This is a genomic window from Rhizobacter sp. P2_H3 (assembly GCF_056403355.1).
In genome coordinates, this window is record NZ_JBFUFQ010000319.1 from 1 (window position 1) to 5,197 (window position 5,197).

Annotated in this window: 6 protein-coding genes; 3 read left to right on the forward strand and 3 right to left on the reverse strand. The window is 71.9% G+C overall.

Annotated elements, in window-relative coordinates; all coding sequences use genetic code 11:
• Positions 1-355 (reverse strand): zinc-binding metallopeptidase family protein (locus tag AC1D1T_RS29785; RefSeq protein ID WP_477993060.1); only part of this gene is annotated, 355 nt, incomplete at its 3' end.
• 232 nt (positions 356-587) lie between these two features.
• Between AC1D1T_RS29785 and AC1D1T_RS29790 the strand changes: the two genes are divergently transcribed.
• From AC1D1T_RS29790 to AC1D1T_RS29800, 3 genes are read left to right on the forward strand one after another with little or no spacing between them, the layout of a single operon-like run.
• The gene (locus tag AC1D1T_RS29790) at positions 588-1,526 is read left to right on the forward strand and encodes a hypothetical protein (protein ID WP_477993062.1); all 939 of its coding nucleotides are present in this window, start codon (positions 588-590) and stop codon (positions 1,524-1,526) included.
• A gap of 46 nt (positions 1,527-1,572) precedes the next feature.
• Entirely contained in the window at positions 1,573-2,883 is a 1,311-nt protein-coding gene (locus AC1D1T_RS29795; RefSeq protein ID WP_052211432.1) for a lipase family protein, read from the forward strand.
• Between the two features lie 3 nt (positions 2,884-2,886).
• Positions 2,887-3,450 carry a hypothetical protein gene (locus tag AC1D1T_RS29800; protein WP_477828929.1) on the forward strand — a complete coding sequence of 188 codons (564 nt, stop codon included), beginning with the start codon at positions 2,887-2,889 and terminating at the stop codon, positions 3,448-3,450.
• Positions 3,451-3,458: 8 nt separating this feature from the next.
• On the opposite strand, the gene AC1D1T_RS29805 is transcribed toward AC1D1T_RS29800, so the two are convergent.
• Both AC1D1T_RS29805 and AC1D1T_RS29810 read right to left on the reverse strand, forming a co-directional pair.
• Positions 3,459-4,253, reverse strand: a complete 795-nt coding sequence (locus AC1D1T_RS29805) for a class II aldolase/adducin family protein (RefSeq protein WP_477993065.1) — start codon at positions 4,251-4,253, stop codon at positions 3,459-3,461.
• A partial coding sequence (locus tag AC1D1T_RS29810; protein WP_477993067.1) for an MmgE/PrpD family protein occupies positions 4,250-5,197 on the reverse strand: 948 nt, incomplete at its 5' end. The genes AC1D1T_RS29805 and AC1D1T_RS29810, both read right to left, overlap by 4 nt.

Genomic DNA, 5,197 nt, shown 5'->3' on the forward strand with positions numbered 1-5,197 from the left:
GCGAGTCGTAGTGCGCGCCGATCACGAGCGGGGCGCCGTCTGCCGGGCCGAAGCGGGCCACCAGGTTGCGATGCCGGGCCGCGCCCACGGCGAACTCCTGCACGCTCACCACCGCGCCGCAGGCACGCAGCTCATCGGCCACGTACGCCGCCGCGGCATCGAGCCGCCCCGACGCCCCGGCCACGCGCGGATGCAGGTCGACCGAGAGGCGACGCACATGCGCCTTCAGGCGGTCGGCGTCGACCGGAGGCGGTTGCGACACGATCGACATCACGCCGGGCTGCGTGACGACGAACCACGCGRCAACGAGCACCGCGAACACAGCGGCGAACGCGATCCAGAACCCTGTCTTCATGCGAGATCCTTCGAGCGTTGACAGGCCGCGATCGTGCCCACGGCGATGCATCCCGTGGGCTGGCATCCGACGATCGACCGATTCGGGGCYGCGAACGTCAGGCCGACGCCCGCGCCGGCTGTCTGACAGGCTCGCCAGCATCCCTCGAACTTGGGGGGGTCGGCACCGCGGTGGCCCGCCGGGGTGACTTTGGTCGAACGCCGCAGCGCGACCCGGCCGCAATAATGGCCCGATGCCCGCACGACGAGACAAACCCCGCCCGCCGCGACGGTCGACTGCCGCCCACCGGGCCGGCATCGGCCTGCTGGTGCTGGCGGGTGCATTCGCCGGTTGCGGGCCGGCCCAATCCAACGAAGGCGGCAACGGCATGATCTTCGGCCTGTTCAAGAGCAAGCTGACGTCGACCGTCAGCCCGCAGCTGGGCGCATCGCTGGTGCGCGAATCAGCCTGGCCCGCCTCGCTGCCGGCGGCCCCGGCGGCGGCGTACCCGCAGGTGCGCAACGTCAGCATCGACGGCGGACTGCCGCCGGCCGGCACGCTCGCGGCCGCGCGCGCGGAGCACCCGGCGGCCGAGGCCTTCGTGATCGACGGCCTGGCCGTCGTCAACACCTACGAGCCCGAGCGCCGCACCCAGCTGTGGCAGCTCGATGCCCGCGATGCGCGCCGCTTCGACAAGCAGCGCGGCGCCGCGTTCGATCCGGCGCAGGCCAAGTGGCTGATGTACAGCGCCGAGACGGTGCTCGCGCTGCCGGGCCGGCAGGTGCTGATCCAGCTGAAGTACCACCGCCCGCAGGCCACCGACGGCCTGTTCATCTACGACGCCGAGGCCGACCGCGTGCGCAGCTTCGGCAACGTCGAGCCCGACTGGTCGCGCGGCCTGCCCTTCCGGTTCATCGACAGCCTGCAACTGCGCCCCGACGCGCTGCTGGTGCGCTACCAGACCGAGAAGGAGCGGCTCGGCCCGCAGCGCTACGTGAACCACTACGAGCACCTGGTGCTGTTCTCGCCGCGCCACCGCGACGGCCTGGAACTCGTGAAGCTCGGCCTCGACGACGGCAGCGTGCGGCGCTGGGGCCTCTCCGGCAGCAAGCTCTGGTTGCAGACCGCCGACGACCGGGCCTCGCCGCCGCGCGAAGCCGTCTGGTCGCTCGACCTCGCCCGCGCGCTCTGACGCACCCTTGACGCACCCCTGACACGCACCACCGCATCGGACCACCATGTCGACACCGATCAATGAATACCTGACGCCGCAAGAGGCTTCGTACATCGCGCACAACGCGTACTTCACGCTGAAGGACTGGATCAGCGGCCAGCCGACCATCGGCATGGAGACGCGCGCCAACGTGCGCAAGATGGTCACCGGCGACGGGCTCGGCGCCGCGGCCCAGGGCGGCGGCGCCAACACCTCGCTGAAGCCCACCGAGCTCGGCGGCGCCCACCTCGACCGGGTGTTCGCCGGCTCCACCGCAGGCGTCACCACCGGCTTCGGCTATGTGCTGAGCTTCAACCGCGCCGGCAGCAAGCAGGTCGTCATCGCGACGCGCGGCACGCGCGCCGAGCACTCCAAGGCCGACCTGCTGACCGACCTGCGCGCGTCGATGACCGGCTTCGGCGACTTCGGCCTGGTGCACCAGGGCTTTCGCAACACCTTCGACAGCGTGAAGATCGGCCTGGCCCGCGACGACCGGCGGATCATGGATGCCGACGTGGTGCACTGCGTGGGGCACAGCCTGGGCGGCGCGGTCGCGACGCTGGTGGCGGCGCATTTCTCGTCGCGCGGCAAGGCGGTGAAGCTCTACACCTTCGGCTGCCCGCGCGTCGGCGCGCTCGGCGCGCAGAGCGCGATGGAGCAATCGCTCGGCAAGCACAACATCTTCCGCGTCTCGCACGACCTCGACCCGGTGACGATGGTCGGCCCGTACCCCTACGGCCACCTGAACGGCCAGCCGGACGACGCGAACAACATGATGCTGGTGTCGCCCACCGGCCAGCTGCTCAGCGTGGCCAACCACGACATGACCGAGTACGTGCGCAGCGTCGGCGGCACCGAGATGAACTGGCAGGCGGTGCGCGGGCTCGGCGGCGCGGTCGAGCGCGACAACGCGGTGCTCGCGCGCTGGCTGCTGCGCAGCTCCGACAACCCCGGCTGGCTCACGCAGCGCGCCGCGCAGGGCCTGAGCTACCTGATGAAGGCCTTCTCGCACCTGCTGAAGCAGCTCGGCTTCGTGACGATCGCCGGGCTGACCGGCATCGACCTGTTCTGCGTGGTGCTGGCCTCCAACATGACGAAGATCGCCGAGATGAATTCGCAGCTGATGGACTGCATCCTGCAGGCCGCCCGCTGGGCGCGGGTGGTGGTCTCGAACGCGGCGCAGCTCACCGCGACCGTGATCCGCGCGATCCTGAACGCGATGTTCAGCGTGCTGCGGCCGATCGCGGTGAACGCGCTGCAGAGCGTCGGCCGCGGCACGCCGCTGCCGCTGCTGATCGGCGGCGCCACCGCGCTGGCCGGTGCGCTCATAGGCTGAGCCATGGAACGCGACGCCTTCGAGCACCTGTACCTGCACGCGCACACGCTGGCCGAGTTCGGCTTCATGCGCACGATGGCGGGGCTGGCGAGCAGCGACGCGCCGGCACTCGCGCCGGAGCAGCTCGCCGCGAATGCGGCCGATGCGCAGCAGATGCTGAACCTCGATGCGGCCAGCTTCGACTGGTCGGCCCTCGATGGCGTGGCGGGCTTCGGTGCCGGGCCCGCGGCCGACGAGAACCCAGCGGCCGGCTACGACGGTCCGACCTTCACCGAGGCGCTGGCGATGGACGACGAGGTCGGCGGCGATGCGATGCCGGAACTGTCGAACTACCTCGAACGGGCCCAGGCGGCGCGGCCGCTGCTGGCGGGCCGCATCGCGCACTCATGGGCCACGGCGGATGTGCAGGCCCTCGACGGCGCGCTGGCTGCGCTGCCCGGCGAGCTGGCCCCGCTCACCGGCCCGCTCAGCGCCGACGAACTCGCCCCCTGGCTGGCGCTGTACGAGCAACGCCACCCGGCGCTGGACACGCTGGTGCAGCAGATCCGGCGCCTCGAACCGTTCTGATCGGTCCGTCACGATCGGTAGTCCGCCGCCTGGCCGGCAATCAACCTGCAGGCCGCCGTCCACGTGAGCTGGACGATCCCGCTGGCGTCGTCATCCTCGAACTGCGCCGCCGTCAAGGCCTGCACCGCGGCCGGCGGCACGCGCAGCGGCACCCCGCCTGACAGCGCCGCGACCTGGATCTGGCAGGCCCGCTCCAGGAACCACAGCTCCTGGAACGCATGCGCCACCGTGCGGCCGCCGACCAGCACGCCGTGGTTGCGCAGCAGCATCGCGTTGTGCAGGCCGAGGTCGGCGACCAGCCGCGCGCGCTCGTCGAGCCCGAGCGCGATGCCTTCGTAGTCGTGGTACGCCAGCCGGCCGTGGAAGCGCAGCGCATGCTGGCTGATCGGCAGCAGCCCGCCCTGCTGCGCCGACACCGCGCCGCCGGCGGTGGTGTGCGTGTGGATCACGCAATGCAGGTCGGCGCGCGCGCCGTGCACCGCCGAATGGATCGTGAAGCCGGCGCGGTTGACGCGAAAGCGGGCCTCGTCCTGGCGGCCGGCCGCGCGGGCATCGACCACCCGGCCGTCGAGGTCGACCTTCACCAGGTCCGAAGCCCGCATCTCGTCGAACAGCAGCCCGTAGCGGTTGATCAGGAAGTGCGGCTGCGCGCCCGGCACGCGTGCGCTGATGTGCGTGTCGATCAGGTCCGTCATCCGGAAATGCGCGACCAGGCGGTACAGCGCCGCGAGTTCGCAGCGGATGGCCCATTCGGCGGCGTCGATGCCCTCGGGCGCGGGCGGCAGCGGTTCGGTGGGGTTCATGAGATCAACGGGTGTCGTGCGGAATGGCCGGCCAGCAGCGGCAGCAGGGCCTGCGCATCGGCGAGTTCGTCGAGGTGCAGCACTGCATCGGCCAGTGCATCGGCCTGGGGGCGCGGCAACGCGACGGCCGCCAGCGCATCGAACTTCGCGCGCAGCGCGTCGGCCGGCAGCGGGTTGCCCGGCGCGCCGAGCGCGACCGGCACCGTGTGCGACACCGCCAGCCCGTCTTCGGTCGTGATCGTGACCTGCGGTTCGTCGAGCTCCGCCATCGCGGGATCGACCTGCAGGTGCACCAGCGACATCGCCGCCGCCAGCCGCGCATCGCCGCGCACCGGCGCGAGGTAGCGCGACAGGCCGGCGTCGCCGAACACCCAGGCGACCGCCACCGCATACGGCAGGCTCATCTGCGCCGCCGACAGCGAGCCGAGGTCGCGCCCGCCGCACATGCCCATCACGAAGCCGCTCAGCCGCACGTCGATGCGGCGCACCTGCTGCGCGAGGCCCGGGTGGGCCGCCATCAGGTGCAGCACCGCATCGATCGTCGAATGGGTGCTGCGGCACGACGCATGCGGCTTGATCGAGCAGCGCATCAGCTTCCAGGCCTCGCCGCAGCCGGCCAGCAGGGCCGCGGGCTCGCGCGATTGCGGTGCGAAGGCGTTGAAGAAGCCGCCCCAGACGTCGTCGAACACCTGTGTCGGGCCGCCGATGCCCTGCCCGGCCAGCAATGCGGCGCTCAGCCCGCCTTCGGCCGCGCGGCCGGCGTGCRGGCGCTTGGTCTGCGAGGCATCGTGGATGAAGGCCCACAGGCCGCCGCTGAAGCTCGCGGCATGGCCGAGCGCCGCGCCGGTCTGCACGGCATCCAGCCCGAGCACGCGCGCGGCCGCCGCGGCGGCGCCGAAGGTGCCGCAGGTGGCGGTCGAATGCCAGCCCGCGCCGTTGTGGGG